25 protein-coding genes are annotated in these 26,766 nt (G+C 61.6%); 8 read left to right on the top strand and 17 right to left on the bottom strand.

The annotated features are described in order from the left end of the window. The first annotated feature begins 44 nt into the window (after positions 1-44). Genes paaD through paaK form a run of 3 tightly spaced genes read left to right on the top strand, consistent with a single transcriptional unit; the run spans position 45 to position 2,930 of the window. Complete coding sequence (paaD, locus tag FEZ59_RS12635; protein ID WP_044480149.1) at positions 45-503, top strand: 1,2-phenylacetyl-CoA epoxidase subunit PaaD; 459 nt, start codon at positions 45-47, stop codon at positions 501-503. A gap of 4 nt (positions 504-507) precedes the next feature. Next, positions 508-1,587 carry a 1,2-phenylacetyl-CoA epoxidase subunit PaaE gene (gene paaE, locus FEZ59_RS12630; protein ID WP_070795522.1) on the top strand — a complete coding sequence of 360 codons (1,080 nt, stop codon included), beginning with the start codon at positions 508-510 and terminating at the stop codon, positions 1,585-1,587. A 41-nt stretch (positions 1,588-1,628) separates the two neighbouring features. Beyond that, positions 1,629-2,930, top strand: a complete 1,302-nt coding sequence (gene paaK, locus FEZ59_RS12625) for a phenylacetate--CoA ligase PaaK (protein ID WP_172932702.1) — start codon at positions 1,629-1,631, stop codon at positions 2,928-2,930. A 2-nt stretch (positions 2,931-2,932) separates the two neighbouring features. Here paaK and FEZ59_RS12620 read toward each other — a convergent pair whose 3' ends face one another. The 11 genes from FEZ59_RS12620 to FEZ59_RS12570 form a co-directional block, all read right to left on the bottom strand. Next, positions 2,933-3,556 (bottom strand): LysE family translocator, encoded by a 624-nt coding sequence (locus FEZ59_RS12620; RefSeq protein ID WP_019745753.1) that lies wholly within the window; start codon positions 3,554-3,556, stop codon positions 2,933-2,935. Between the two features lie 92 nt (positions 3,557-3,648). Further along, a complete protein-coding gene (locus FEZ59_RS12615; protein WP_020971120.1) occupies positions 3,649-4,842 on the bottom strand; it encodes a globin domain-containing protein in 1,194 nt (397 codons plus the stop codon). A gap of 31 nt (positions 4,843-4,873) precedes the next feature. Further along, entirely contained in the window at positions 4,874-5,323 is a 450-nt protein-coding gene (locus tag FEZ59_RS12610) for an Rrf2 family transcriptional regulator (RefSeq protein WP_003943059.1), read from the bottom strand. A 119-nt stretch (positions 5,324-5,442) separates the two neighbouring features. Then, positions 5,443-6,573 (bottom strand): galactokinase, encoded by a 1,131-nt coding sequence (gene galK, locus FEZ59_RS12605; protein ID WP_172932701.1) that lies wholly within the window; start codon positions 6,571-6,573, stop codon positions 5,443-5,445. Continuing rightward, positions 6,573-7,673, bottom strand: coding sequence for a galactose-1-phosphate uridylyltransferase (gene galT / locus FEZ59_RS12600; protein WP_172932700.1), 1,101 nt, complete (start codon positions 7,671-7,673; stop codon positions 6,573-6,575). Before galT ends, galK begins: the two co-directional genes overlap by 1 nt. Then, positions 7,670-8,296: an SMI1/KNR4 family protein gene (locus tag FEZ59_RS12595; protein WP_042953173.1), complete on the bottom strand. Its 627-nt coding sequence runs from the start codon at positions 8,294-8,296 to the stop codon at positions 7,670-7,672. The genes galT and FEZ59_RS12595 overlap by 4 nt, the downstream gene beginning before the upstream one ends. Before the next feature lie 21 nt (positions 8,297-8,317). Next, positions 8,318-8,902 carry a TetR/AcrR family transcriptional regulator gene (locus tag FEZ59_RS12590; protein ID WP_060937834.1) on the bottom strand — a complete coding sequence of 195 codons (585 nt, stop codon included), beginning with the start codon at positions 8,900-8,902 and terminating at the stop codon, positions 8,318-8,320. Beyond that, positions 8,899-9,948, bottom strand: coding sequence for a saccharopine dehydrogenase (locus FEZ59_RS12585; RefSeq protein WP_021345842.1), 1,050 nt, complete (start codon positions 9,946-9,948; stop codon positions 8,899-8,901). Before FEZ59_RS12585 ends, FEZ59_RS12590 begins: the two co-directional genes overlap by 4 nt. Positions 9,949-10,002: 54 nt before the next feature. Next, complete coding sequence (locus FEZ59_RS12580; RefSeq protein WP_133727260.1) at positions 10,003-10,356, bottom strand: glyoxalase superfamily protein; 354 nt, start codon at positions 10,354-10,356, stop codon at positions 10,003-10,005. A 106-nt stretch (positions 10,357-10,462) separates the two neighbouring features. Beyond that, positions 10,463-11,128, bottom strand: coding sequence for a signal peptidase I (lepB, locus tag FEZ59_RS12575; protein WP_229756754.1), 666 nt, complete (start codon positions 11,126-11,128; stop codon positions 10,463-10,465). A 154-nt stretch (positions 11,129-11,282) separates the two neighbouring features. After that, complete coding sequence (locus tag FEZ59_RS12570) at positions 11,283-11,834, bottom strand: transglycosylase family protein (RefSeq protein ID WP_031330723.1); 552 nt, start codon at positions 11,832-11,834, stop codon at positions 11,283-11,285. A gap of 593 nt (positions 11,835-12,427) precedes the next feature. Here FEZ59_RS12570 and FEZ59_RS12565 point away from each other — a divergent pair. Further along, positions 12,428-13,939 (top strand): anion permease, encoded by a 1,512-nt coding sequence (locus FEZ59_RS12565; RefSeq protein WP_047889067.1) that lies wholly within the window; start codon positions 12,428-12,430, stop codon positions 13,937-13,939. 3 nt (positions 13,940-13,942) lie between these two features. On the opposite strand, the gene FEZ59_RS12560 is transcribed toward FEZ59_RS12565, so the two are convergent. Genes FEZ59_RS12560 through FEZ59_RS12550 form a run of 3 tightly spaced genes read right to left on the bottom strand, consistent with a single transcriptional unit; the run spans position 13,943 to position 17,391 of the window. Then, positions 13,943-14,692: a succinate dehydrogenase/fumarate reductase iron-sulfur subunit gene (locus tag FEZ59_RS12560; protein ID WP_047888993.1), complete on the bottom strand. Its 750-nt coding sequence runs from the start codon at positions 14,690-14,692 to the stop codon at positions 13,943-13,945. After that, positions 14,689-16,641 (bottom strand): fumarate reductase/succinate dehydrogenase flavoprotein subunit, encoded by a 1,953-nt coding sequence (locus tag FEZ59_RS12555; RefSeq protein WP_113682711.1) that lies wholly within the window; start codon positions 16,639-16,641, stop codon positions 14,689-14,691. Before FEZ59_RS12555 ends, FEZ59_RS12560 begins: the two co-directional genes overlap by 4 nt. Then, entirely contained in the window at positions 16,642-17,391 is a 750-nt protein-coding gene (locus FEZ59_RS12550; protein ID WP_084325459.1) for a succinate dehydrogenase cytochrome b subunit, read from the bottom strand. Positions 17,392-17,547: 156 nt separating this feature from the next. Here FEZ59_RS12550 and FEZ59_RS12545 point away from each other — a divergent pair, with 156 nt between their 5' ends. Together FEZ59_RS12545 and FEZ59_RS12540 are read left to right on the top strand one after the other, a co-directional pair. Continuing rightward, positions 17,548-18,876 (top strand): lipase family protein, encoded by a 1,329-nt coding sequence (locus FEZ59_RS12545; protein WP_172932699.1) that lies wholly within the window; start codon positions 17,548-17,550, stop codon positions 18,874-18,876. A 2-nt stretch (positions 18,877-18,878) separates the two neighbouring features. Then, a complete protein-coding gene (locus FEZ59_RS12540) occupies positions 18,879-20,129 on the top strand; it encodes a Tat pathway signal protein (RefSeq protein WP_225989586.1) in 1,251 nt (416 codons plus the stop codon). A gap of 50 nt (positions 20,130-20,179) precedes the next feature. Here FEZ59_RS12540 and FEZ59_RS12535 read toward each other — a convergent pair whose 3' ends face one another. Continuing rightward, a complete protein-coding gene (locus FEZ59_RS12535; protein WP_020971108.1) occupies positions 20,180-21,556 on the bottom strand; it encodes an MFS transporter in 1,377 nt (458 codons plus the stop codon). Between the two features lie 52 nt (positions 21,557-21,608). Then, a complete protein-coding gene (locus FEZ59_RS12530) occupies positions 21,609-22,484 on the bottom strand; it encodes a GDSL-type esterase/lipase family protein (RefSeq protein WP_172932698.1) in 876 nt (291 codons plus the stop codon). 137 nt (positions 22,485-22,621) lie between these two features. On the opposite strand from FEZ59_RS12530, the gene FEZ59_RS12525 reads away from it, so the two are divergent. After that, the gene (locus FEZ59_RS12525; protein ID WP_060938237.1) at positions 22,622-23,905 is read left to right on the top strand and encodes a PucR family transcriptional regulator; all 1,284 of its coding nucleotides are present in this window, start codon (positions 22,622-22,624) and stop codon (positions 23,903-23,905) included. Positions 23,906-24,273: 368 nt separating this feature from the next. Further along, positions 24,274-25,002, top strand: a complete 729-nt coding sequence (locus FEZ59_RS12520; RefSeq protein ID WP_029256486.1) for a YdcF family protein — start codon at positions 24,274-24,276, stop codon at positions 25,000-25,002. Positions 25,003-25,076: 74 nt separating this feature from the next. Here FEZ59_RS12520 and FEZ59_RS12515 read toward each other — a convergent pair whose 3' ends face one another. After that, entirely contained in the window at positions 25,077-26,741 is a 1,665-nt protein-coding gene (locus tag FEZ59_RS12515) for a DHA2 family efflux MFS transporter permease subunit (RefSeq protein ID WP_046379462.1), read from the bottom strand. Between the last annotated feature and the right edge of the window lie 25 nt (positions 26,742-26,766).

Below are 26,766 nucleotides of genomic sequence, written 5' to 3'. Positions count from 1 at the left end.
CTGCCACCACCGTCTCTTCCGCGCAGGAGATCGTCGCCTCGGTGATGGATCCGGAGATGCCACTGCTTACTCTGGCCGACCTCGGCGTCATCCGATCGGTCGACGTCGAAGCGAACTTCGTCTGTGTGACAATCACTCCCACCTATTCCGGGTGTCCCGCGATGGCGACGATGCGAGACGACATCGAGCACAAGCTGAACGATGCGGGATACGGCAGCGTCCAGATCAAGACTCAACTGTCGCCGCCTTGGAGTTCGGATTGGATCAGCGAGGAGGGGCTCGCGAAACTTCGAACGGCTGGGTACTCGGTGCCGGGGGCAGCGCCGCGCCGCACCTCGGGGCCGATCGCATTGACCTTGACGGCCAAGCCCCGCGACATCCTCTGCCCCCAGTGCGGTTCGGCAAACACCAGACTGAGTTCGGAATTCGGTGCGACCCTGTGCAAAGCGCTGTATCGCTGCCTCGACTGCCTCGAGCCGTTCGATCACGTGAAGGAGATCTGAACAGATGAGTACCGCAACGACGAACCGGAACAAACCCTTTCACCCGTTGACGGTTGCCGGTGTCGAATCACTGTGCGACGACGCAGTTGCCGTCACCTTCGACGTGCCTGCCGATATCGCCGATCAATTCGATTTCGGCGCCGGGCAGTCACTGACACTGCGGCGGATGATCGACGGCGTCGAACACCGTCGTTCCTACTCGATCTGTGCACCGGTCGGGGCGTCTCCACGTGTGGGGGTTCGCGAAGTAGCAGACGGACTCTTCTCCACCTGGTTGGTGCGCGACGTCAAGGCCGGGGATCAAATCGACGTCCAGGGTCCTTCGGGCAATTTTGTCGCCGATCCGGCACTGGGTGGACGGCACGTTCTGATCGCGGCGGGCTCTGGCATCACGCCCATGCTGTCCATCGCTGCAACACTTTTGGCGAACCCCGAGGCCGATGTCACCCTGCTGTACGGGAACAGGCGTACTCGTTCGGTGATGTTCGCCGAAGAAATCGCCGACCTGAAGGACCGGTACGGTGCACGCCTGGACGTCATTCACGTTCTCTCTCGCGAGCCGCGGGAGGTCGAGTTGTTCTCGGGCCGTCTCGACGCCGACCGGTTGCGTGAGATCTTCACCTCTCTCGTGCCGTGCGACCAAGTCGACGGCTTCTGGTTGTGTGGCCCCTTCGGGATGGTCAACGACGCCCAGGAAGTGCTGGCCGGCTTGGGAATTGCCAAGGATCGCATCCATCACGAGCTGTTCTACGTCGACGACGTCGCTCCGCCGGTCGCGGTGCATCGTGAGCGCGGAATTGTCGGACCGAGCAGCGAGGTGACTATTACTCTCGACGGTCGATCGACCACCGCGACGTTGCCACGCGACCAGTCGATTCTCGATGCGGCCGAACAGTACCGCTCGGATCTGCCCTTCGCCTGCAAGGGCGGAGTGTGCGGAACCTGCCGCGCCAAGGTCACCTGCGGTGATATCGAGATGCGCAGGAACTACGCACTCGAAGACTACGAAGTCGACGCGGGTTTCGTGCTGACCTGCCAGACCTTTCCTGTCGGTGAACAGATAACAGTCGATTTCGACGCCTGACCGCCCGCACAGCGCCCTCACTGAGCCCACCGGAGACAATCATGACCGAACTCGCCACTGCTACTTCGCAAGAAATCGAATTTGCCAGCCGGGACCGCATTTCGACGCTCCAACTCGAGCGGATGCAATGGTCACTGATGCACGCGTACGCCAATGTTCCGCACTACCGCAAAGCTTTCGACGACGCCGGCGTCCACCCGAGCGACTTGAAGGATCTGAGCGATCTCGCGAAGTTCCCCTTCACCACCAAAGCGGATCTGCGTGAGAACTATCCGTTCAAGATGTTTGCGGTGCCCCAGGACAAGGTCTCGCGAATTCACGCGTCTTCGGGGACCACCGGTCGCCCGACGGTGGTGGGGTACACGAGCAACGACCTGAACAACTGGGCCGATCTCATCGCGCGCAGTCTCTCGGCCGGCGGCGTGCGGTCTTCGGACAAGGTGCACGTGGCTTACGGGTACGGTCTGTTCACCGGCGGGTTGGGAGCACACTACGGTGCGGAGCGTTTGGGCTGCACGGTCATTCCCATGTCCGGTGGCATGACCGAGCGGCAGATCCAACTGATCGAGGACTTCGAACCCGACGCGATCATGGTGACGCCGTCGTACATGTTGACCATCGTGGATGCGATGATCAAGAAGGGTATTGATCCTTCGAAAACCTCGCTGCGGGTTGGAGTTTTCGGAGCGGAGCCGTGGACCGAACAGATGCGTACCGAGTTGGAACAACAACTCGACATGCACGCCGTCGACATCTACGGACTCTCCGAGATCATGGGCCCGGGCGTGGCAATGGAATGTGCGGAAACCAAAGACGGGCTCCATATCTGGGAAGACCACTTCTACCCGGAGATCATCGACCCGGTCACGGGTGAGGTGCTGCCGGACGGAGAGGAAGGTGAGCTCGTTTTCACCTCGCTCACCAAGGAAGCGCTGCCTATCGTTCGCTACCGAACCAGGGACCTGACCCGTCTGTTGCCCGGGACGGCGCGCTCGATGCGACGGATGCAGAAGGTCACCGGCCGGACCGACGACATGATCATCCTGCGTGGGGTCAATCTGTTCCCCACACAGATCGAAGAGCTGATCCTGACCGTCCCCGCCCTCGCGCCTCAATTCCAGTGTGTGCTGGAGCGTCCGGGTCGTATGGACACCCTGACAGTGCGCGTCGAGGCTCGCCCCGACGCGGCAATTTCGGACCATGCGGCAGCGTCGTCTGCATTGCAGAAGCTGGTGAAGAACAAGATCGGTGTCACGGTCGAGGTGAACGTTCTCGAGCCCGGCGGACTCGAACGCTCGATCGGTAAAGCGCGTCGGCTGATCGACCAACGCCCGAAGGTCTGAAACTACTCCAGGGCCATGCGGGTGGCGAAGATTCCGAGAATGCCACCCGCAAGCCACTTCTGAGCCCGCATCCATACCGGACGTGCCACGAGGAAGGTCGACACGGCCGCCGCACAGCACACGATCAACGCATTGACGGTGACTGCGACCAGGATCTGCACGCCGCCGAGTACGAGTGCCTGTTGCCAGACCGGGCCCGCAGTGGGATCGACGAACTGGGGGATCAGGGCCGCGTACATCAGCGCAATCTTGGGATTGAGCAGATTGGTGGTCAACCCCATCCCGAACAGACGGCCGCTACCGTGGCGGTCGACTTCGCCCACCTCGAAGGCGGACTTTCCACCTGGTCGGAGCGTCGACCAGGCGAGATAGGCCAGATACAGGGCGCCGCCGATTTTCACCGCGGTGAACACCGTGGGTACGGCGAAGAGAACCGCTGTCAGTCCAGCGCACGTGGCGGCGAGGTAGACCAGGAAACCGGTTGCGACTCCGCCGAGCGAGATCAAGCCTGCCCGGCGGCCCTGGCTGATGCTGCGTGACACCAGGTAGATCATGTTGGGGCCCGGTGTCAGAACCATCGCCAGGGCTATCAGCGCGACTCCCGTCATCGACGCTGACGTGATCATGTCGGTCTCCCACTACTCGGTACGTATGTTTCGTCGAGTACACAAGGGATTACCGTGGCGCGCCAAGGTCCAGTTCGCAGGCAGTGGTCCGCTCAGGTATTGGCCCAGCTGTCGGGCCCGAAGACCTCGTAGTGGATATTCTGTGCCGGAACATCCCTTTCGAGCAACGATGCGCGCATCGCCAACATGAACGGCATCGGCCCGCAGAGGAAGGCTTGGGTATCGGGCTCCACTGCAATGTCTTGCAAATCCGCCCGTCCTTCGTGAACCGATCCGAACGCCACGTGCGTGCCGAGATCCTCGTACCAACGATGCAAAGTTGCGGCGGGAATCTTGTCGACGAGTGTGCTGAGTTCCGCTCGGTGCGCATGATCCGCGATGGATCGATCAGCATGAATGACAGAGACCGAACGCTCGGCGCCGGTGTCCACGAGATGATTGAGCATCCCGATCATCGGTGTGCAACCGATTCCGGCCGACGCGAGTAGGAGAGGTGAGTTGTCATCCGGCATGGTGAGATCACCGAAAGGCGTGGTGACGGAGAGTTCCTGACCTTCGAATACGTTGTTGTAGAGGAAGTTCGACACTTCGCCATCAGGAGTGCCGGAGATTCGCTTGACGCTGATCCGCCAGTCTGCGCTGCTCGGTATCGAACACAGGCTGTATTGGCGGATCTGGCGAGCGCCGTCGGGCAGCGTAACCCCGACCGAAAGATACTGTCCGGGCGCGAAGGTGGGGAGTGCACTGCCGTCTAGCGAAGTGAGCGTCAGTGAGACAGTATCGGCGGACTGAAGAACTCGTTCGCTGATCCTGACCGTGCGCCAGACGTCACCGGCGTCGACGCCGGCGAGTTGGTAGAGGCCACGCTCCATCGTGATGAGGGTTTCCGCCATCAGCCAGTAGACCTCGTCCCAGGCTGCTGCGACGTCGGGAGTGACTGCATCGCCTAGTATTTCGACGATCGCGGCAAAGAGGTGTTCGTGCACGATTGCGTACTGGTCGGGCGTGATTCCCAGCGACGCATGCTTGTGCGCGATACGTGAGAGTATGAGATCGACCTTGGCGCTGTCCGGCTCGAGCTGAAGCGTCGCGAATGCCGCGATGGCGCCGGCGAGAGCCTTCTGCTGTTCGCCCTGTTTCTGATTGCCGCGATTGAACAAATCACGTTCGAGTTCAGGATGTGCGTCGAACATCTTGCGGTAGAACAGGGTTGTGATATCGCCGATGGCGGCGCCGACCACGGGAAGGGTGGCGCGAATGACCTCGGTTGACTGTGGGGAAAGCATGAGCTGCTCCGTTCGGTCGAAATTCGATTGATCAGCCTGCTTCGTCGCTCCGGGTGGTGAGGCGTAGCAGGACAGTTTTGGACGGCTGCCGGATGACGTCTTCGATCGTGACCGCGTCGAGTGAAACGAAAAACGCTTCCTGTGCTTCGCGCAAAGCGCTCCGAAGGAGGCAGCCGCCGCGAAGTGGGCACGGTTTGTCGCCTTCGCAGTCGACGACTTCACCCGGGCCTTCGAGGCGTCTGGCCAGCCAGCCGATGGTGGCGGTGCGGCCGAGTTCGGTGATGGAAAGCCCACCGCCGCGACCACGCCTGGTTGTGACGATGCCAAGCTCACCGAGCCGTGTAACCACCTTGGTGGCATGGGAGTACGACACGTTGAGCTGCTGCGCAACATCCCGGGTACTGGGGGAGGCATCCGCGTCGAGTACGGCCAACCGCATGACGACGCGCAATCCCAGATCGGTGAACTGCGTCAGTTGCATGATCTGAACCTACATAATTCGCATCTGAGATGACTATTTATGTGAGGGGGATCTCGAGGGGTCCCAACCAGGGCGAACGGTACGTTCGGCGCCTCCAGTGCGCTGAACGTACCGTTCGCTCAGAGTCGGGCGGCCGAACCCCCGGCAACGACGCCGAGAAAGTGGGGTGCTCGCCAACCCCGCGCCGCAAAGTCGCGGCTCACCGACGCGATGACCTCCGCATGACTTCCTTCCGGAACCAATGCGATGGCCGAACCTCCGAATCCGCCGCCGGTCATCCGCGCACCGATCGCGCCGCCGCGTCGTGCTGCGGCAACGGCGACGTCGAGTTCTTCACACGAGACCTCGAAGTCGTCGCGCAACGACGCGTGAGAATTGTCGAACAGCTCGCCGACGTCGCTGAATCTGTTGCTGCGCAGAAGCTCTGCGGTCTTCCGTGTCCGTTCGATCTCGGTCACGACGTGCCGTGCCCGCGCCCGGAGGATCGGGTCTCGCACTGTCTCGGCTTGGTCTGCAGAAGCCTCTCGCAAGCTGCCGACGCCGAGAGCTGCTGCTGCATCGATGCATTGAGAGCGTCGCAACCCGTACTGTCCGTCTGCGAGCGAGTGTTTGACCCGAGTGTCGATGACGATCAGTTCGTACCCCGCACCGTGGAGTTCGAAAGGGATGGGTTCGGTGGATCCGTCCAGACAGTCCAAGAGGAGCGCAGTCGAGGGTCGGGCAAAGAGGGCAATGGTTTGATCCATCCCACCGGTCGGTGCGCCGACGCCGTCGTTCTCCGCCTGGATGCACACCTGTACCAGTTCATCGCGGGTGAATGGTGAATCGTGAAGTTCATTGACGGCCAACGCAACCGAACAGGTGAGGGCAGCGGAACTCGACAGCCCGGCCCCGACCGGTACCGACGAGTCGACTGCCAGATCGATTCCTCCGAGCGGGAGGCCTCGGCGCGCAAGAGACCACAGAACGGCTGTGGGGTAGGCGGCCCATCCTGCTGCGATGTCGCCGAGGGGCCCGGTGTATGTCTCGTCGGATTGCCGACTGTGCACGCGGACGACCCCGTCGCTGCGCAGTGCGACGGCAACCAGCGTTCGCTGCTCGAGAGCGACCGGTAGGCACAATCCACCGTTGTAGTCCGTGTGTTCACCGATCAGGTTGACTCGACCGGGTGCCGCCCAGGCTCCGGTTGCCGGATAGCCATAGGCGTCGCGAAACTGTTGGAGCACAGATTGTTTCGAGACGGTATCCACTATTTCAACTCCCGTAGGCGGGCCGCGACTGCCTCGGGAATGGTGTCGTTCACCCAGGCGCCCATGGCGGACTCGGACCCGGCGAGGTATTTGAGCTTGCCTGGTGCGCGCAAGATCGAGAACAGCTGAAGATGCAGTCGACCCAGAGGTCGGTCGATGCGGACGGGAGCTTGGTGCCAGGCCGCGATGTACGGTACCCGATCGACGCCCGGATAGAAGCGATCGATACGGCGCAGGAGATCTTGGTAAACGACCGCAAGCTCTTCGCGCTCTTGGTCGTTCAACGAGGGAAGGTCCGGGACGTCTCGGTGCGGTGCCAGGTGAATCTCGATGGGCCATCGTGCGGCGGTCGGGACGTAGGCGCTCCAGTGATCGCCGTCGTAGATCAACCGGGTCCCGTCCTCGCGCTCGAACGCCAGAACATCGGCGAGCAGTGAGCGACCGGTGCGCTCGAAGTGTTTGTCCGCCTGCGTCAACATCGATCGGGTGCGTGACGTGACATACGGGTATGCGTAGATCTGTCCGTGTGGATGGGTGAGTGTCACCCCGATTTCTTCGCCGCGGTTCTCGAAGCAGAACACCTGTTCCACAACCGGATCCGCCGACAACTCTTCGGTCCGAGAAATCCATGCACCCACAATCGTACGCATGCGTTCGAGTGGAAGCTCGCCGACGGACGCCGTGTGATCGCTCGAGAAACACATCACTTCGCAGTGGCCGACAGCTGGGCGATCGCCCACACCGTCTCCGGGACCGTCAATGGCTTCCTCGGGTGCCGCGGCAAAGCTCGGAAACCGATTCTCGAACACCGCGACGTCGTAGTCTCCGTCGGGTATCTCTGTGGGCGTGCGTGTTTCGTTGGTCGGGCACAACGGGCATTCGGCGGCGGAGGGGAGATGTGTCCGTGTCATGCGATGCGAAGCCATGGTGATCCACTCCCCGGTGAGAACGTCGAACCTCATCCGAGACGAGTGGTCGAGAGCCGGCAATTCGCGGGAATCTCGCGCAGAGTGGGCGCGGGTACGGCCGGCATCGTCGAAGTAGAAGATCTGACGCCCGTCGGCGAGGGTACGACGGGTCGGATCCGGCTTGGGTGTCATGCGTCGACTTCCCATTCCAGAACACCCTTGCTGACAACGGGTTTCCACACTCCGATCGTGGATCCTGTTTCCAACGCTGCGGCATGGGCGCCCAACATGACCGAGATGGACGCCCAGATCGGACCGCCGTTGTCAGTGGCGTCCGACGCATACTCGGTCACACAATGATGGAGTGCGCCGTTTCGTGTGTCCACGAAGTAGTGGTACTCGTCCAGTCCGGCAAAGGGAAGGAACGAGGGGATGAACATGGTTGCGGCAGTGCCTGCGTCGCGTTGATCGTGTCGATCCATCTCGTCCTCCGCGTAGAGGTCCGGATTCTCGTAGATCGTCTCGTCCCACGTTTCGAGCAGAGTGAGTCGAACTTCGGTTGCGACGTCGATGGGGTAGAAGAACTTGTCGGGAAGCACGCTGCCGAGAAAGAGCCCGGTCCGGTCGTCGTGGGTCAGGCTGCCGTTGTGCACCCGATACAGCTCGCGAAGTTCCTGGGGCCACGTGACGCCGGTCGACGCTTCGAATTCCTCGATAACGGCGTCACCGAGCCCTGGCTGAAACGCTGCAGCCGTCACCGGTGCGTGTGTACGGCACCACGCTTCGATTCGGCTCCATTCGTTTGCAACGCTCATGGGCTTTACGATACGTCCGAGTCAGGACCCGTGAATCAGGTACTGCAGTGTGTCCACGAGCTTTCGGTCCGAAGCCTTGGACTTTCGGCCGGTGATTCCCGATCGGAGAATTGCGGAACCCTCGAGCAGGCTCACGATGGTCTGCGCTGCCGCGCCCAGGTCCGCCGCATCCAGATCCGGTTGCGCACACGCAACAGCGCGCTCTACGTGTGCGATGTACTGCGCGTAGAAGTCTCGAACCACGACCGCCACTTCTTGGTCCGCCGCCGCAATGGCCCATACTTCGACGTACAGACGCACCGTGGCCTGGTCGTCCTGTTCTCCGAGCAGGACTCCGATGAAGTGTTCGGATTCCTCACGGGAAAGACTCTGATCCGTATCCGTGACGACGGCAAGGCGATCCAGTGAGCGGGTCAATGCCCGTGACATGACTGCGCGGATGAGATCTGCACGGGTGGGGTAGTAGTGCTGCAGGTGCCCCACCCGCACTCCGGCTGCGGCTGCGAAATCGCGCATCGCCGAGTTGGCATTGCCCTGCGTGGCGAGGACCTGTTCTGCTGCGTCGAGAAGTGCTTCCGCGCGGGCGGCGCCCTTGGAGGGGGTCATGCCCGCAATACTGCCACCCCGAAGCTCTCCAACTCGGAGACGGTGCGGCGCGGGTTCGGAAGCGACTCGGGGAAAGTGACTCCAGGCTGGGCATCGTCCGCCAAGGCTTGTCTGACGGCAAGCGCGCCGCCCACCGCGGTGAGGTGAGCTTGGCCCTGCGGGTCGACGATTGTTGCGCTTGTCGTGCCGCTCGGGCCGGTGACGTCGATGCGTACTTGCGCGCTCCCGCCCTTGCCAGGCGAGTACAGGAGTCCGCGTCGTAGCGGTGTGAAGCGGTCGCCGCGACCCCAACGGAACAGACCCACCTTCTTGGCGGCGAGCAGCGCAGTTGTGGATGCATGCGAACTGAAACCTATTCGAGTGCTGGCAGTTTCGGCGCCCAGGGTCATGGGGAACGTGAATTGTTCCGGAGTGTCGATTCTTCCGACCTTGGTGCGCGATCCGGGGAAGTCGACCCAGCGTGTATCCGTCAACGGGCTGACGGTGATCGGGTTTCCTTGCTGCATCACCTCGAAATCCTGGCCGAGGCGATCAATGAAGTCGACGGAGTCGAGCCCGGCAATGTCGTTGACGTCGTAGCGAATCGAGACGTCGATCGTGCTCGCGCCACCCAGTTCCTCGGCCAGCGCTGCGGCGACGACATTGGTGACTCCGCCCATCCATCCAGACGACAGGTACACCGGTGCGCTCGGCGACTTCTGACCCGCCAGAGTGGCGGCGCGAGCGACGCGGGTTGTCCAGCGGGTGATGTCCACGTAGGGAATTCCGGCCTCGACGGCGGCGGACAGGACACGATCGTGGGGATCGTTGACCGTCGACACGACCGCGCGTACGGACGCGTCGAAGGGCGTCGGGTCGAGGAGGTCCCAGCGGCGAACGGAAGCGCCGTGACGGCTGGCCAGTTCGTTGCCGCGCTCGGGGGTGCGTCCGGTGAGGAGTAGTGGGAAGTCGGGGGCGAGCAAGGCGGTCAGGGCGCTGCCCACGGTTCCGTATCCGCCTGCTACGAGGATCGGGCCGTCGGCTGAATACTGCAATGAATCGGTCATGCACTCAACTCTAGGTCAAATGACCTAAAACGTCGAATGGGGTCTTTCCAGTGCTCAGTCCCGGTGTCGCACGATGTTGACGACGTTGCCGTCGGGCGCCCGGACGAGGAATCGGCGAACACCCCACTCTTCGGTCGTAATGGGGTGCACGATTTCGTAGCCGCGCCTTCGGGCCTCTTCGTAGGCGCCGTCGACGTCGTCCGTGTGGACGGAGATGACCGAGTCCTCGGCTGCAGTGGCGTCGTGCGTGACGAGTTGTACGTTCGCGCCGGTGTCGGGAGAGGTGTAGCGAGCGACCCACCCCATGTTGAACTCTTCGGTGCTCAGGCCGAGATAGTCGGAGTAGAAATTCTTGGCGGCTCCGACATCGGCGACTTTGAGATTGGCGGTGATCCGTCGTGCACGCATGTGGTTCTCCTACCCTCGGCAACAGATGTGCTCGATGATCGTCCGAAAGCGGAGTCATGTCGACTATGCCGTCCGAAGATGCGGGCTAACTGGCTGATTCGATCTGTCACTGCGGATCGAACGAGCCCACGGTGCCCCACCGGGAGAAGGGAAGGACGATCAATTGAACCTTGCCGATGACATTGTCGATCGGCACCGTTCCGCTGCGTTCGTCATCGAGATGGAAACGTGAATCCTTCGAATGGGCGCGGTTGTCGCCCATCACCCACAGGTTCCCGTCGGGAACCGTGACCGGCCCGAAATACCTTCCTTGACAAGAGGTACCGTTGCCCGGAATGCGATTGTCGATGTACGGCTCGGTCAGCGGCTTGTCGTTCACTCGAAGCCCCTCTTCCTCGGACAGGCACTGCACGGTTTGCCCACCGACCGCGATTACCCGCTTCACGAGATCGTTCTCGTCCGGCGGGACCAAACCGACGATGGATCCGAGTCCTTGAAGTGCCCGGACCACGGAGTTGTCCGACCGAATGGATTGATACTCGTCGTTCCAGGATTCGGGTCCCTTGAACACGACCACATCCCCAGGTTGCGGATCCCCGAATCTATAGCTGATTCTGTCGACGAAAATCTTGTCTCCCGTGCAGCCGGTGCATCCGTGAAGCGTCGGTTCCATGGACTCCGACGGGATCAGAAATATGCGTCCGACGAAGTTCTGGATGACAACACTCAGGACAAGTGCGACGACAACGAGGATGAGAATCTCACGCCACAGTGGACGTTTTCTCGGGTGATCAGCCGTCGTCGATTCAGTCGAGTCTTCGTGGGCGTCGGATTCCGTCACATTCCCGACAATAGATGGCGCAACCAGTCGGCGGCCCGATACCGACGTTCTCGATTCGAGGGTCTACTTTGTCGGCCGATTTGCTTCAGAATCGGATCACATCACCCACACGGATCTGGTCGGGATCGGCAATCCACGCATTCATGACCCAAACATCCTGCCAACGAATACCTTTCGCAGCAGCAAGGTTGAACAACGTATCGCCCTCGGAGACTGTCACCGTGTCGCCCGCTGAACCTACCGACGATCGAGCCGAGGTTGTCGAATCAGGGGTGGTGCCGCCCCAACCTAGGTAAGCACCGCATACCGGCCACGCGCCGATGCCTTGAGCTGAGAGGGTTGCTTCCGCGGCCGCGACTTGATCGGCTGTCGACGCCAAGTCGGCGCGGGCCGGTGCACCTGCCGGTTTGTATGCATCCCACGTCGACTGCGTGAATTGAAGTCCGCCGTAGAAGCCGTTGCCGGTGTTGATGTTCCAGTCGCCGGAACTCTCGCACATGACCACCTGCGACCAGTCGTGCGCACTGGCTACGCCGGTGTTGACGATTGCACCGCCAATTGTCAGAACGCCTGCTCCTGCGGCTATCGTGACGAATCGTTTGGTGTGTGAACGTTTGTTTTTCCGGTGGTTTCCCATGATATTTTCCTTGATCGGTCTGACGGGACAGCGATCTCGGCTCGGCGTGCGGCTCGAGTGTTCTGCTGCATGTCGCGGTAGACGAAATCGTCAGTGCTGAAATGTGATTGAGGTGGACAGACTGTGAAGGCCTCGTCTCCAGATTTCAGTTCGGAGGCGTGACTAGATTCGCGGTCTCACACGCTTGCCGACAACGACTCAATTACCCCGTTACATACCTGTTTTGCGGACCGATACAAAACGTCGGTGTACTCGGTGCTGAGCGGAAACAGGTAGTTGAACAGGCCATTCGACCCATGTGCAGACGAGCGCCGATTGGCATGCTGGAACAACACCGAAACAGGGTCTCTCCGAGATTCAAGCTTGCGGCACGCCGACGCCTCCTGTTGATCGATTGGCGCACCCTTATGAGGGAGATGTGTCGCGCCCCGGGCCGCTGTCTGCGCCCCGGGATGAGCCCTCCTGCGGAATCCAGAGAATCGGATACCGCAGGAGGGCATTCTCTCGACCTTCGATTGACCGCACGAAAACCGGACGTTTGGGGGACAATGATCTGGGGCGATCACCTGGGGCGAGAAGTCGAGGAGATGTACATGTCCGAGGCCAAATCCGAAAGCACCGAGTCTCTCGCTGGAACGACACCGCCGGCAAAGACACCGCCGGCCAACACACCGCCGACGGAGCCGTCGAAACAATCGGTGCTCAGGCGGTACTACCCGGCTGCGGTGCCCGTCATCCTCGGCTTGATCATCTATTTCATGCCGGTTCCGGACGGTGTGGACCCCAAGGGCATGCACATGCTCGGAATCTTCGTCGGCACCATCGTGGCGTTGATTTTGCAACCACTGCCGACGGGTTCGGTGGCGCTGGTGGGCCTGTCGATCGCCATGATCACCCAGACGGAGACGCCGACAGAAGCGTTGTCCGGCTTCAGTAACACCACGATCTGGCTGATCGTCGCGTCGTTCTTCATCGCCGAGGGCTTTCTGGTCACGGGGCTCGGCAAACGGGTTGCACTCATGTTCGTGACCAAACTCGGCAAGTCGAGCCTCGGATTGTCGTACGGAATGGCGTTGACGGACTTGATACTTGCTCCTGCGACACCGTCGAACACCGCCCGCGCCGGTGGCGTCGTCTATCCGATCATCGTCTCACTGAGCAAGTTGGAGGACTCCAATCCCGAGCCCGAGGACTCTCGCAAGAAGCTCGGAGCATATCTGCTGCTCACGTCGCTGCAAGTCAACGTCGTGACCTCCGCGATGTTCATTACCGCCATGGCGGGTAACCCCGTCGCCGTCGATGCGGCGGCCAAGATCGGCATCGACATCTCGTGGGGCAAATGGGCGCTGGCAGCATCGGTTCCGGGAATTGCAAGTCTCATCGCGATCCCGTGGGTGATGTCGAAGATCTTCCCGCCCACGATGTTGAAGACTCCGAAAGCGCCCGAGCAAGCCAGGGAGGAACTGCGCAAGGCAGGTCCGATCAGCCGCAACGAGAAGATCATGGCTGCCACCTTTGTTCTGCTGCTGGTGCTCTGGTGCCTGGGCTCGCAGCTCAACGTCAATGCCACTACAACAGCATTTGTCGGAATCGGCATCCTGTTGGTGACCAAGGTGCTGACGTGGAACAACCTGGTCCACGACACCGGGGCGTGGCAGACGCTCGTGTTCTTTGCCGTGCTGGTCGGTATGGCAAGCCATCTCGAAGAACTCGGCGTGATCTCGTGGATCGGAACCCAGGTCTCCTCGAGTGTCGACGGTTTGCCGTGGATCTGGGCTTTTGCGATCCTGACCTTGGTGTACTTCTACGCGCACTATCTGTTTGCGTCGAACACCGCGCAGATCGTCGCGATGTACGCGGTGTTTCTCGGCGCGGCGGTGGCAACCGGTGCACCGCCGCTGTTCTCAGCCCTGGTATTCGGCTTCATCGGCAGCCTGTTCGGCGGTATCTCGCACTACGCGTCCGGTCCGGCCGGAGTGATTTACGGTTCCGGATACATCAAGACCTCGGAATGGTTCCGAATCGGTTTCGTGATGAGCGTCGTGATCATCCTGATCTGGACGATCATCGGCGGCGCGTGGATGAAGCTGATCGGCGCCTGGTGAGGCTCAGTTGTCCTTGCGCCGCAATCCGAATCGCATCGATTCCTTGTTGACAGCGGCAATCGCGGTCAGCGGTATCTCCGCGGGACACACCTCCGCGCATTCACCGTAGGTCGAGCACGGCCCGAAATCGGCCTCCATCTGGTGCGACATCGCTCGGGCCCGCTTGCCACGTTCGTTGCGTCCCTGCGTGACGAGGGACAGGTGGGTCAGTTTGGAACCGGTGAAGAGGTGCGCGGCACCGTTGGGGCAGGCTGCTACGCAAGCGCCGCAGCCGATGCACGCGGCGAAGTCCAGTGCAGCTTCGGCACTTTGATGCGAGAGCGGCTGGCTGTCTGCGTCCGGTGCAGTTCCCGCATTGACCGATACATAGCCACCGGCTTCGAGGACCCGGTCGAGAGCCGAACGATCGACCACGAGGTCGCGGACCACCGGAAAAGCGGCGGAGCGGAACGGTTCCAGTTTGATTCGGTCACCGTCGGAGAAGCTGCGCAGGTGCTGACGGCACGTGGGAGTGTTCGCAACCGGCCCATGGGGAACGTCGTCGACCGTGATGCCGCAGGACCCACAGATCCCTTCTCGGCAGTCGGAATCGAAGGCGATGGGTTCGTTGCCGCTCTCCACGAGTTGGTCGTTGAGTCGGTCGAGAAGTTCCAGCAGTGACATCTCCACTGTCGCGTCGTTTACTTGGTAGGTGTCGAATGCACCGGACGACTCCGGTCCGGATTGGCGCCACACGTCCACGGTGATTTTCATACGTAGTTCCTCGTCTGCAGTGGAACAGCGGTGAAGGACAACGGCTCGTCGTGTCGAATGTGGCTGCCGTCCTTGGCGGTTTCCCACGCGGAGACGAAGCACCAGTCTTGATCGTTTCGCTGTGCTTCGCCGTCGGGAGTTTGATGTTCGGCCCGAAAGTGCGCTCCACAGGACTCGTCACGATCGAGAGCATCGACGCACATCAGTTCGGCGAGTTCGAGGAAATCGGCTACCCTGCCGGCCCTTTCCAGCTCCTGGTTGAACTGGTTTCCGCTGCCGGCGACTCGTAGGTTCGACCAGAAATCGCCTCGTAATGCTCGGATTTCGGAGATGGCCTTGGTCAAGCCTTCGGCCGTTCGGGTGACACCGCAACCCGCATAGAGGATCTCGCCCAGTTGTCGATGAAACCTGTCGGGGCCGTGTGTTCCGCCGACCGAGAGCAGCAGGTCCACCCGACCGCTCACGTCACTGAGCGTCGACGTCACTGCGGGATCGGAAAGTTCGAGAGGTGCTGATCCGAGTAGCGGCGCAAGATAATTCGGAATCGCGTACGGGAGGGTGAACCAGCCGTCGACGCATGCCGAAAGCAGCGAATTGGCGCCGAGGCGGTTGGCCCCGTGGTATCCCCACCCTGCCTCACCACCGACGAACAAGCCGGGGATGGAGGTCATCTGGTCGTAGTCGTTCCACAGTCCTCCCATGGTGAAGTGGGCTCCGGGGGCGATGCGCATCGGCACCGTATAGGGGTCTTCGCTGGTGGCGTCGCGATACATCGAGAACAGATTTCCGTATCGCTCCTCGATGGTCTTGCGGCCGAGCCGTGCCAGTGCATCGCGGAAATCAAGGTACACACTGTTTTTCAGAGGGCCGACGCCGTGACCGGAGTCGATTTGCTCGCGGGCGGCCCGTGAAGAGACGTCGCGGGGAGAGAGGTTCCCGAACGCCGGATATTTGCGCTCGAGGTAGTAGTCGCGCTCATTTTCGGGAATGTCGCCTGGTTCGCGATCGTCTCCGGGCTTGGCCGGTACCCAGATCCGGCCGTCGTTGCGTAGTGATTCGCTCATCAGAATGGTTTTCGACTGCCACTCGGAGTTGACGGGAAGTGCCGTCGGATGGAATTGGATGAACGAGGGTGAGGCAATCAGCGCGCCGCGTCGGTGCGCTCGCCATGCGGCGGTGGCGTTGGAGTTCTTCGCAAGTGTGGACTTGTGGAACACGGTGCCGTACCCACCGGAGGCCAGTACGACGGCATGGCCTGTGGTGGCGCCGATCTCACCGGTCACGAGATCGCGTGTGACTATCCCTTGTGCTCGGCCGTCCGAAACGATGAGATCGAGCATCTCGGTTCGGGTGTGGAGGTTGACCGTTCCGGCTGCGATCTGACGTTGCAGTGCCTGCGACGACGCTATCTGCAGCTGCTGGCCTGTCTGCCCGCGCGTGTAGTACGTGCGCGACACCTGTACGCCGCCGAAGGATCGGGTAGCGAGAGTGCCGCCGTACTCACGGGCGAACGGTGCTCCGATGGCATTCATGTGATCGATGACGCGTACGGATTCCTCTGCGAGTCGGAAGCAGTCGGCCTCGCGGCCGCGGAAATCGCCGCCCTTGACGGTGTCCTTCACGAAGCGGGCGAGACTGTCGTTGTCCACCTTTCGGGCACGAGCGGCGTTGATGCCGCCCTGCGCGGCGACGCTGTGTGCACGGCGCGGTGCATCGTGGAAGGTGAAGGATTCGACGTGGTAGCCCAGTTCACCAAGTGAGGCGGCGCAGGCCGCGCCGGCGAGTCCGGTACCGACGACGATGACCGTGAACTTGCGCCGGTTGAGCGGGCTGACGAGCTTGTAGTCGAGTTTGCGAGTGGGCCAGGCTGTCTCCGGATCGCCGGCCGGGACCTTACCGTCCACCGGCGTCCCGATGCTGCGCAGATCGTCGAGTTCGAAGCTGTTCACTTATGACGCTCCTGTCTTCGAGATGACGCCGGTCATCACCGCGATGGGGATCGACATGTTTCCGACCATCACGACGAGCGCAAAGATTCCGGAGAGTGCAACGGCAATCTGGCGCAGCCGTTGGCCGGTCACGCCGAGATCGTTGACCGCACTCCAGAGTCCGTGCGCGAGGTGCATTGCCAGCAGAGCCATCGCGACGATGTAGAACGACGCCACCAGTGGACGCTCGAAGCTGGCGATCAGGTTGTCGTATGCGTAACTCTGCGTGCGCGTGGCCGCTTCGTACTCGGTGCTGCCGATGGGGCGGGTTCCGGTGGTGAGGTCGAGTATGTGGAAGATGACGAACAGCAGCAGCACTGCTCCGGTGACGGGCATTGTGCGCGCGGTAAAGGACTTGATTCCCAAGCTTTTACGTCGAAACTTCCCTCGAGCTCGGCGGCCACGGACGGTGAGCAACCAGGCGCACCAGACGTGTGCGACCAATGACGCGAGCAGGACGATGCGAAGAATCCACAGAAGTCCCTCGTATGGCAGGAAGGGTTCGAACACTGTGCGTAGCCAGTGTGCGTAGTCGTCGAAGTGATCGGCCCCGGTGTAGACCTTCAGGTTTCCGATCATGTGGACGAGCACGAAAGCGGCGAAGATCAGTCCCGTCACGGCCATCAGAATTTTGCACGTGATATTGGACGGCCGCGGTCGAGCGCGAGGTGAATCGCCGGTAGCTCGCGATACACGGGTCGGAGCACTCACAGACAAACCTCCCACGCCAGACTTGCCGGACAGGTGCCGTCAGCCTAAGCCCGATCGAGGTTTTCGGCCAACGGATCGGTGCCCGACTTGTCGGTTAATGCAGGTGAATGGGAGTGTAGGGGTGCTCATTACCCGAAAGTAAGGAACCTGTGAACGATGTTTGACTCGACGTGGCGACGGTGGTCATGGCGCGCCGGAACGGCATCGGCCCTGGCAGTGGCCTTGTTTGCGGTGGGGTCGCCGGCTGGTGCGCAGGAGACCGTCGACCTGGCCGACGTGTTCAACCCGTTGGTCGTGAAGGCACTTCAAGGCGCTGATATCTCTACCGAATTGACGCCACTCGGGCTCTCGTCCGACGATCCGTGGTTCGACGAGCCCGAAATCGAGCCCGGCACCGCCCCCGGAACTCTTCTCAAAGCGCGTCCGGTCAGTGTTCAGGTCTACCAGGTCCGCCCGGACGTGGTCTCGGCTCACCAACTCATGTACACAACCACTGATCACTTCGGTCGCCAGGTGATCAGTACCGGAATTCTGATGATTCCCGAGGACGGAACTGCGCCAGGCGATCGCAAGATCATCGGATACGCCGAAGCGAACGACAGCCTGGGGGCGAACTGCGCACCAAGTCACCAGTGGACCGGCGGCAATCAGAGCGACCCGGCGATGTTCTCGGCGCTCGGCCCGGTGGCCCAGATGTTCGGTCACGGCTGGGCAGTGATGATGAGCGACGTCGGCAACGACGGCGACACTTCTCCCCATCCGTTCTCGATCGGACAGTTCTCGGGCAAGGCAACGCTCGACGGCGTTCGGGCAGCACTCGCGCTTCCGGAGGCCGGTCTCGAATCAGACACCCCTGTGGGCATCTACGGTGTCGCCGGCGGCGGTGTCGCAGCGGGCTTTGCCGCGGAACAGGCGCATGACTACGCGCCGGAACTGAACGTGCAGGCCAGCGCCATCCAGGCGATGATGATCGACCCGGCAACCTTCGAGGAGACGGCGGCCGGTGGGATCGGTTCCGGCTTCGTCTTCTCGAGCATTCTCGGATTCGACGCGGGCTACCCCGACGTTCGGCTCGACGATCATCTCACTCCGATCGGTCACAACGTCGCCGCAGCATTCCGCGCGTCCTGCCAGGCGCTCTACCTCGGACTCCCGTTCGTTCCCTTCGACGTCCTGCTCACCAATCCGGCGCCCCGAACGATCCCGGCACTGGCCGCGGCGTACGCGGACAACACGTTGGGAAAGCAGGCGCCGGCCTCGAAGCTTCTGATTTCTTCCTGTGAGGACGACTTCCTCGTTCCCTTCAGTGAGGCAGAGCAATTGGCGCAGACATATCGAGCAGACGGCGGCGACGTGGACCTGCTCCCGTCGCAGTGCGGGCCGCTCGATTACGTGACCAACCTGTACAAGACGGTGACCGATCAGCTGGGTATGCAGGACATCGCCTGGCTGGCGAAGACGTTCGACGAAGCCGAAGGGAAATGAGTATGCGGAAGTCTTTGACACGCAGGGATTTCGCGCGCACAGTTCTCGTCGCTTCGGCAGGCATCGGCGGTGCGGTCGTACTGGGAGGCCGGGCGTCTGCGGGTACTGGTGAACTCGACAGGTACCTCGACCTGGAAGCGGTGAACGCAAACGCCGAAGCCGCGGGGGGTCTGCATCCTTCACTGCCGTCGGATTCCGCGACGCTGCGGAGTTTGGTCGATACCGCCCGAGCATCGGGAGTGGCTCCGCACCGCTATCAGACACTGCTCAAGCAGTACTGGCTCGCAGTCGGGACGGAGTCGGCAGGTATCGATCTCGCTTCGTGGACTCCCTTCGACGGTGTGCACGCGAATCTCGGAAACCTCACCAACACTTTCCAGTTCTACGAGCGACTGCAGCTCGAGCATCAAGAACTGCAGTGGGCAGGCATGGGCGGAATGGTCGGGCCCGCTTTTGCCGGTGGACTCCTCGACTTGGACTACGGGCGGGTTGTGCTGGAAGTCCAAGCGATCAGCGAAGCGATGGCACTGGTGTGGCGAGAGATCGACCGCATCGGGTCGCCGGTCGCAACGTCGATGGGAGCACCCGAGGACGTTGCGGCGCTGCTCCAGGTCGGCCACGACATCCGCCCCGAGGACGTGATGTGGTTCCAGGGGAAAGTGATTGCGATGAGCAAACACATCTTCTCGGATCTGATTCCCATGCACATGGCGTGGGTTCACGACGGTGTCGACGGCATCGCCGAGCTCGATCGGGCAGGGCTGCTCGACGAGAACGCCCGTATCGCGTGGGACAACATTGCTTCGGGGACACCGGAGTCGGTCTTCGACGGCAATGTGCGTCTGCTGCGCCGTGAGCAGTACCAGTCGGTGGGTGATCAGTGGGACGAGGCGAAGGCCTACCGCGGCAGCGTCGGTCGCTCGTTGACCTACCTGACCACCTTCGCCGCATCACCGTCCATGCCTGGCGTCGTACCGCCGCGTGAGTCGAACCCGCTCTCGTTCGCGGTGGGCAATGCCGTTGTGCAAACACCGCTTCCGGACTTCAACTGGGCGGACCGGGACGGTCGTTGGACCTACATCAACGGTCAGCTGCTCCCGGTCTACAACAACCTGATGAACAATCAACCGGAACTGTGGCGAGCGACGCTGGCAGCGCCCGTCTCCGTTCGGATAACCGAGCAGAGAATGATCGCTCGCTTGCCGGACATGTTGCGGTCCATGCTGGCAACTCTGGCGATCACGGTCAACTGAACTCGGCGGTGGCGGGGCCTCGGGGCCCGCCACCGCCGTGAACTCCTGGGTCAGGCCTGGCTCAGCTCCGCTTGCATACGCGCGGCGTCCTTGCCGACAGTGCGAGTGGCCAGGTAGATGAATACCGCAGTGAGCGCCAACATGATCGGCACGAGATACATGGCCGAGTTCAACCCGTCGCCGGCGTACTGAGCCAACTTCCCGGTACCGGCATCGGCAAGCGCGCGCTTGGCGAACCAGTCCGAAATCGCGCCCACGGCAACTGGTCCCGAGAATCCGCCGAGAAGATACATGGCAGCGAAGAACAACGCCGTCGCAGTGCCTCGGAGCCTGGGAACCACGACGTCGTGAATGGCAGGGTAGACGCTGATGTAGAAGCCGTAGGCCAACAACCACCCGGCCGAGAACAAGAGCGTGAACATCACGACGTTCCCGCCGTGCTGCAACAGTGCCAGTGCCGTCAAAGGTGCTGCCAATGCCGAGGTTCCGACACCGATCATCAACCGTGCGCGCGGTGAGCGTGCGCTGGCCTTGTCAGCGTAGCGAGCGCCGAGAAGCAATCCGATCAGGCCCGTGATTCCGACGATGATGCCGGTGACCGATGCCGCAGCAGTCAGTTTCAGGTGGTACTGGCGCATCAGAAGCGGGACGACAAACGAATTCACTGCGTAGGCAGCGAAGTTGAACGTCAGTCCGGCAAGGATGAGCCAACGAAGCGTGGGAATTGCGAGCAGACGACGGATCGGACGGGTGATCGGTGCCTGTGAAACAGCGGCTGCGCGGGCCTCCGGACTTTCGGAACCTCCACGAACCGGATCTGCCATGCGGTAGAGCACGACTGCCAGCAGGACACCGGGAATCGCCGCGAGGAAGAACGGTGCACGCCAGCTGTCGAATGCCTCGGCGATCTTGCCGACGGTGAAGTAGGCGAGCATGAGGCCAATCGGCAAACCGAGCATGAAGACACCAAGTGCGCGTGAGCGTCGTTCTGCCGGGTAGATATCACCGATCATCGAGTTGGCTGCGGGTGTAAAGGTCGCTTCGCCCACACCGACGCCTAGACGCGCGAGGATGAACAGCACATAGCTGCCGGCGGCACCGGTTGCTGCCGTCAGTCCGCTCCACACCAGGAGTCCGATCCCGATGATCTTGGGACGGTTCTTCGTGTCGGCCAACCGGCCCAGAGGCAGACCTGCGACTGCGTAGACGAGGGTGAATGCAGAGGTGATCAATCCCAATTGCAAGTCGCTGAGCGAAAACTCGTTCTTGATCGGCTCGGCAACGACCGAGGGGATCGCCCGGTCGAAGAAGTTGAGCATGTTTGCGAGAAACAGTGCGACGAGTGTGCCGCCGAGAAGTTTGTCGCGTGTTCCGACAGGGGCGCCGTCGATGGACGGCAGCGGCGGAGCGTCTCGTTGAATTGACATGATTGTTCCACCCTTTTCGCGAGTGCTGAATGAATTGTGTTGGGGGAGAGGCTCAGGACAGAGCGTCGGCGACGGTTTTGCCGATCGCCTGCATCCCGGCCGCAGTGGGATGCAGTGGAACCGCCGGCTGGGTAGGGACGATTCCGGTGTAGTAAGCAGTGGCAGGGTCAGTGCAGATGTCATGCCCGGCAGTGGCTTCGGTGATGTCGATGTACTCGACGCCGTGACGGGCCGCCGTTGCTGCCATGACCGTGTTGCCGTAGTCGATCACACTCTGGAGATAGTCGGCGTCGCGCGGCCAGAACGGCTGGGTGCCGGGGCATCCGTCGGCGGCGATGTATGTTCCGTATCCGATCACGACGATGCGCGCCGAGGGCGCCCGGTCGCGAACCGATTCGAGCATGGAACTCCAACCTGCGGAGGCATTTTCGACCAACTGTCGCTGTTGGTCGACGCCGCCTGCGGTGAACTTGTCACGGCAGGACGTTCCGGTGGGTTCGGGGAGAGGATTTACGCAGCTCAGAACTGTCGGGAACAACGAGATGTCGTTGGCGCCGATTGTGATGGTGACGAGGTCGGTATCGGGCCCCAATGCTGTTTCCTGCGGCGGTACTTGACCGGAGAACGTCGATTGTGCGGTGTCCGTGACGTTGGCGGATCGCGCCGACGAGCAGGTCACATCCGTGAGGTGAGCGTCGAGTCTTTGCGCCACCACGGAAGGGTAGTTGCCTAGTGATCGTAGGCAGCCCGGCGCCGATGAATCTTGTTCGGCGACCAGCGGGCCGGCCGCCGCGGAATCGCCGAGAGCGACGTATTGGATGGGGCTGGCATGCGTTTCGGCATGTGACACACCGGTCCCGAGTGCCGCGAACGAACCGGCAGCCACGACGCCTGCCAGAATGGCTGCGCTGTGCGTTTTCCACGTCACTCGAGGCTCCTATTTGGTCGAAGGTGGGGCTTCCAGGTACGCCGCTGATTGTGAATTCGAGAGTGGCGTGGGTTACATAGTGATAGGAAAAAGGCAGGTCGGCCTTGTGGTGGCAATTCAATTCTGTGGAGGGTTTTGTGTCAGGAAACAAAGGTCTGCCGTTCGAACCGATAGTGGTTGGCGGCAGATCTCTAGCCGACCGATTGGCGCAACGCACCCATCCGCTGGTCAATGCGACGGTCGATCTGGTCCACCGCGACGTCACCTTCTACCGGTTGCTTCCGGACGAGGCGTTGCGTAACGACGTGACGACCATCGTGAGGCGAAATTTGGAACTGTTCATTTCGATGCTCCGGACGGGCGCAGATCTGGCGCCCGAGTTGCTCGCCGACATCAGCGAATCGGCTCGTCAACGGGCGCAGGAATTGGTTCCGCTCAGTGAGGTACTGCGCGCATATCACCTGGCAGCAGGGTTGTGGTGGGAGACGATCAGCGAATGGGCGGTCCCGGAAGACGGTGTTGCACTTGCCCGCACCGGACGACTCCTGAATGCATACACCGCGGCCTCCACGTCCGCGGTTCTTGCCGGCTACGGTTCCGACCACGCCACCCAGACGGACGAGGATTCGGCGCGAAGGTCCCTGTTCGTAGCACTTTCGACGGGTGTCGACGTGGATCGCGTCTCCGACGAGGTGGGAATCAGGTTGGCGCGCCTGTACTGGGTGGTGGCTCTGCACGTCGAGCGGAATGACGACGAGTCCTCGACCGAGGTGGACACTGCCGTCGCCGAGCGGAGGAAGGTGCGCCACCTGCAACGAGAGCTCGATCAGGTGGGACGTGACAAAGCCCTCGGGGTGCTCGGGAGCAGCGGCGGAGCCGTACTGATTCCCATTGTGGAATCGGAACCTGCAGAGGGAAACTGGGCGTCGAGTCCGCAGTATTTGTCATTGTGTCGACGTTTGGGTGATCTCGAGAAGGTCATCGGTGCATCGACGGTTGCCGCTGTACACGTCGCGGCGCCCACGGCAATTCCAGCGGCGGTCACGCAGGCGCGCGAGGTGCTGAACGTTGCCCGAAAGTACGGACGCACCAGTGGGGTCGTCCGTCTCGAGGATCTTGCAGTGGAGTATCAACTGACCCGCTTCAGTGCTGCGCTGCCGATACTCGCAGATGTGTTGTTGCCGTTGGAGTCCGATAGCGCGGTACTCGAGACGCTCGAATCTTTCATCGACTCCGGATTCGATCGAGCCGCCACCGCCCGGCAGCTACACGTACATCCGAACACAGTGGTGTACCGCCTGCGAAAGGCGAGTTCCCTGACGGGACTTGACCTGTCGTCTCCGAAGGATCTTGTGCAAGTCACCATGGCGCTGGGAGCGCGTCGCGCAATCGGCATGGAGGCGGACTCTTCCCAAACGTGATGCGTCTGTGGTTCTCGGTGAACGAGCCGGAGGGCTGGCGATCCGGCCGGGAGACATGGCCAGGCGCCGTATGTCGGGCCACCCACACACGGTTCGGGTGGTCCGCCCGTCGACGACCCGGCAGAGCGGGTCGGTTCGCGAACCCTGAATTGATCTTCGACACCTTGGACGGGACGGGGCGGGAACACCTGGATGCAACATCGTGATCTGTGACAACGAATTGTTGCCGTTCCGCGTTGTCAACCTTCTCGGTGACTCTGCTGCTCAGATAGGTAATGCGGCGGGCGCGTAGATTCGAGATGCTGGTAGATGACGGTTTCGAACCCGAATTGTTGCCCAATATTTATGTTTAGTCTGTGTGACGGTCAGTGAACAGTAAATTTGAGTCAAATGATGCAACCGTGGCGAAATGTTCGCTACCGTGTGCTGGACAACCGACAATCTGGGGGTTCGGCTACATGGCAAATGTTCGCAGGTCTGTGACGAAGGGATTGATCGCTGCTTCGGTGATCGCCGCAGCTGGCGTGGGCCTTTCGCCGGCGACAGCGAGCGCCGACATCACGCCGACCACGGTCGTCAACGGTATCTTGTCGACTGTCGGCGGCTGCCAGACGCCGGTGCGGTCTCTCATCCTTGCGTGCACGAGTGCTGAGACGCTGACGCGCCAGTCGCCCGTGCTGCTCGACCTCAACCCGGTGGGTACCAACATCGTCGTCTTGGGCGCCGGCCTCTTCGACGACGGCACGATGCGTCCGATGCTGGTCGACCGACTTCAGGCGGCGCTGCAGCTGGCTCGTCAGTACCCGCAGTCTCCGATCATCACGAGCGGTGGGGCGCCGAAGGCCGGAGTGACGGAAGCCAGGGCGATGCGCGAGTGGCTCGTCGCCAACGGCGTCGACCCGGGCCGGATCACCGAAGAAGGAACGTCGTGGTCCACGGTGGAGAACGCGCTCAACTCTGCTCGGATTCTCGCCGATCGAGGAGCAACGGGCGTGGTTGTGGTCTCGAGCGCCAATCACGTGGAACGCGCGATGGTGGACTTCCGGGTTGCAGTTCTCGGCCGGATCCCGGTCGCAGGCGTGATCGCTGCGACCTGACGCACCCAGCTGCCCATACAGTTCCGCGTACCGCCGGAATCACCCGGACGGTACGCGGAACTGTTTCTGGGTTGCTACTTTCGTCGTTGCAACTCGTCGTCACCTTCGGTCAGAAGCGCAAGTTCGGCATCGACGGTGTCGGAATCGATCTCACCGGGAACGGCGATCTTCGCCAGGAGTTGCTCGTCACCACTTTCCGTCCGAAGCGCCTTCTCCCTGATGAAGGCGATCGCGATCAGACTCAACAGAGCCAGGATTCCGGCGATGAGGAAGACCCGTGCGGTGGCATCGCCGTACGCAGCGCGGACCACATCCTGGATCGCTTCGGGTAGTTCGTTGAGGTTCGACAGCCCTGCGCCGGATCCTCCGGACGCACTCAGATCGACCCCGATTGCGCTGAGGCCCTTGGTCGTCAGATCTGCAACGTGAGTGGAGAGCACTGCGCCGAGGACGGACACGCCTGCCGCGCCGCCGAGTGAGCGGAAGAACGAGACCGTCGAACTTGCGGTGCCGAGATCGCTAGGCGCGACGGTGTTCTGAACTGCGAGAACAAGATTCTGCATCACCATGCCCATCCCGGCGCCGAGCACGAAGAGGAACAGTCCGACCCAGAACATCGGCGTCGCGTGATCGATGGTCGAGAGGAGGAAGAAGCCTGCCGACATTGCGACGGCACCGGCGATCAGGAAGCCCTTCCAGCGCCCGAACTTCGTGATCATTGCCCCGGACAGGCCGGCGGAGAGCATGGAACCGATCACCATGGGCAGTGTCAGAAGACCTGCGGCAGTGGGAGAGTAGCCGCGGGCAATCTGGAAGTACTGACCCAAGAACACTGCTCCGCCGAACATTGCGACGCCGACGGCGATGCTTGCCAGCGTCGCCAGCGTGGTAGTCCGATCTCGGAAGAGGCGGAGCGGAATGATGGGTTCCTTGACCTTGCTTTCCACCCACAGCGCTGCGGCGAGCAGCACCACGCCGAGTCCGACGAGGAAGAACGACATCGCAGAAGCCCACTCGAAGTTCTTACCTGCCAAAGTGACCCAGATCAAAAGAGTGCTGACACCGGCGGCAATGAGGGTTGCACCGACGTAGTCGATGCTGACGTCCTTCTTGACGATCGGGAGGTTCAACGTACGCTGCACGACGATCAATGCGATGACTGCCAGCGGCACGCCGACGAAGAACGTCCAGCGCCAGCCGAGCCAACTAGTGTCCACGATCAGGCCGCCGATCAGCGGGCCGGCGACTGTCGCGACGGACATGACGGCTGCGATCGGTCCCTGGTATCGACCACGCTCACGCGGGCTGAACATCGCCGCGATCACGATGATCACGAGGGCTTGCAAGCCGCCGAGGCCCAGTCCCTGAACAGCGCGGAAACCGATCAGCATGCCGACCGATTGCGACATGCCCGCAAGTATCGAGCCGATCGTGAACAGCGTGATAGACAGCTGGACCAACAGCTTCTTACTCACCAGATCCGAGAACTTGCCCCAAATGGGAGTTGTTGCGGTGGAAGCCAACAGCGTTGCCGTCACGACCCAGGTGTACTGATCCTGGGTGCCGTGTAGTTCGGTGATGATGGTGGGGAGTGCATTCGAGACGATCGTCGATGACAGGAATGCGACGAACATGCCGAGTAGGAGCCCGACAAGTGCCTCGATCTTCTGCTTGTGGGTCATCGGCGCATCGGTCGATGACTGAGATGGTGGAACGTCGGTAGACGTGAAAGAACTCATGAATGTCCTTGCATCGGAGAATGAT

Source organism: Rhodococcus sp. MS13, assembly GCF_013277835.1.
In the GTDB taxonomy this organism is placed as follows: Bacteria; Actinomycetota; Actinomycetes; order Mycobacteriales; family Mycobacteriaceae; genus Rhodococcus_F; species Rhodococcus_F erythropolis.
This window is presented reverse-complemented; position numbering and strand designations above follow the sequence as displayed.

Bases quoted from the DNA above. Each gene is read 5' to 3' on its own strand.
- FEZ59_RS12610 (WP_003943059.1), bottom strand. From the start codon at position 5,323: ATGCAACTGACGCAGTTCACCGATCTGGGATTGCGCGTCGTCATGCGG.
- FEZ59_RS12620 (WP_019745753.1), bottom strand. From the start codon at position 3,556: ATGATCACGTCAGCGTCGATGACGGGAGTCGCGCTGATAGCCCTGGCG.
- FEZ59_RS12560 (WP_047888993.1), bottom strand. From the start codon at position 14,692: ATGAAAATCACCGTGGACGTGTGGCGCCAATCCGGACCGGAGTCGTCC.
- FEZ59_RS12540 (WP_225989586.1), top strand. From the start codon at position 18,879: ATGCGGAAGTCTTTGACACGCAGGGATTTCGCGCGCACAGTTCTCGTC.
- FEZ59_RS12570 (WP_031330723.1), bottom strand. From the start codon at position 11,834: ATGGGAAACCACCGGAAAAACAAACGTTCACACACCAAACGATTCGTC.
- FEZ59_RS12535 (WP_020971108.1), bottom strand. From the start codon at position 21,556: ATGTCAATTCAACGAGACGCTCCGCCGCTGCCGTCCATCGACGGCGCC.
- FEZ59_RS12615 (WP_020971120.1), bottom strand. From the start codon at position 4,842: ATGCTTTCCCCACAGTCAACCGAGGTCATTCGCGCCACCCTTCCCGTG.
- FEZ59_RS12590 (WP_060937834.1), bottom strand. From the start codon at position 8,902: ATGACCCCCTCCAAGGGCGCCGCCCGCGCGGAAGCACTTCTCGACGCA.
- FEZ59_RS12595 (WP_042953173.1), bottom strand. From the start codon at position 8,296: ATGAGCGTTGCAAACGAATGGAGCCGAATCGAAGCGTGGTGCCGTACA.
- FEZ59_RS12515 (WP_046379462.1), bottom strand. From the start codon at position 26,741: ATGAGTTCTTTCACGTCTACCGACGTTCCACCATCTCAGTCATCGACC.
- paaE (WP_070795522.1), top strand. From the start codon at position 508: ATGAGTACCGCAACGACGAACCGGAACAAACCCTTTCACCCGTTGACG.
- FEZ59_RS12565 (WP_047889067.1), top strand. From the start codon at position 12,428: ATGTCCGAGGCCAAATCCGAAAGCACCGAGTCTCTCGCTGGAACGACA.
- FEZ59_RS12545 (WP_172932699.1), top strand. From the start codon at position 17,548: ATGTTTGACTCGACGTGGCGACGGTGGTCATGGCGCGCCGGAACGGCA.
- paaD (WP_044480149.1), top strand. From the start codon at position 45: ATGGATCCGGAGATGCCACTGCTTACTCTGGCCGACCTCGGCGTCATC.
- FEZ59_RS12585 (WP_021345842.1), bottom strand. From the start codon at position 9,948: ATGACCGATTCATTGCAGTATTCAGCCGACGGCCCGATCCTCGTAGCA.
- FEZ59_RS12580 (WP_133727260.1), bottom strand. From the start codon at position 10,356: ATGCGTGCACGACGGATCACCGCCAATCTCAAAGTCGCCGATGTCGGA.
- galT (WP_172932700.1), bottom strand. From the start codon at position 7,673: ATGACACCCAAGCCGGATCCGACCCGTCGTACCCTCGCCGACGGGCGT.
- paaK (WP_172932702.1), top strand. From the start codon at position 1,629: ATGACCGAACTCGCCACTGCTACTTCGCAAGAAATCGAATTTGCCAGC.